This is a genomic window from Microbacterium sp. 18062, assembly GCF_902706225.1.
Classification (GTDB): Bacteria; Actinomycetota; Actinomycetes; order Actinomycetales; family Microbacteriaceae; genus Microbacterium.
Genome location: NZ_CACSKB010000582.1, coordinates 1 through 404 on the forward strand (window position 1 = coordinate 1; position 404 = coordinate 404).

Annotated in this window: 1 protein-coding gene; it reads right to left on the reverse strand. The window is 66.8% G+C overall.

Features of this window, described 5'->3' with window-relative positions:
• The coding region (locus GVL03_RS21320; RefSeq protein WP_200847417.1) for a trehalose-6-phosphate synthase at positions 1-404 on the reverse strand (404 nt) is incomplete at both ends.

Genomic DNA, 404 nt, shown 5'->3' on the forward strand with positions numbered 1-404 from the left:
CGTAGGCACGGGTGATGGCCTGCAGGTTCGACGGCGGTACCTGGATGGCGTCCTTGAGCTGGTAGGCAGCCCCCGCTCCTTCGGACAGCACCAGGACGCCGGGGTCCTTTGCATCCTGCGTGGCCACATATTCCTTGGACACCAGGTTCATGCCGTCCGCCACGGAGGTGACCACGCCCACCCGGCTCATGCGGTAGATGTCCGGCAGCGCATTGCGCTGGACCGACTGGTCGATGTACAGGATGGGCTGCCAGGACTCGGTTCCGTACCGCTGGTTGATTGCGTCCACGAGCTTGCGGGTGTTGCGCGCCAGGTCCGCATAGGCCTGCACGTTCTGCCGGGACGGGGCGCCGATCTGCACGAAGGTCACCTTCCCGCGCAGGTCCGCGCGGCGCTCCAGCAGG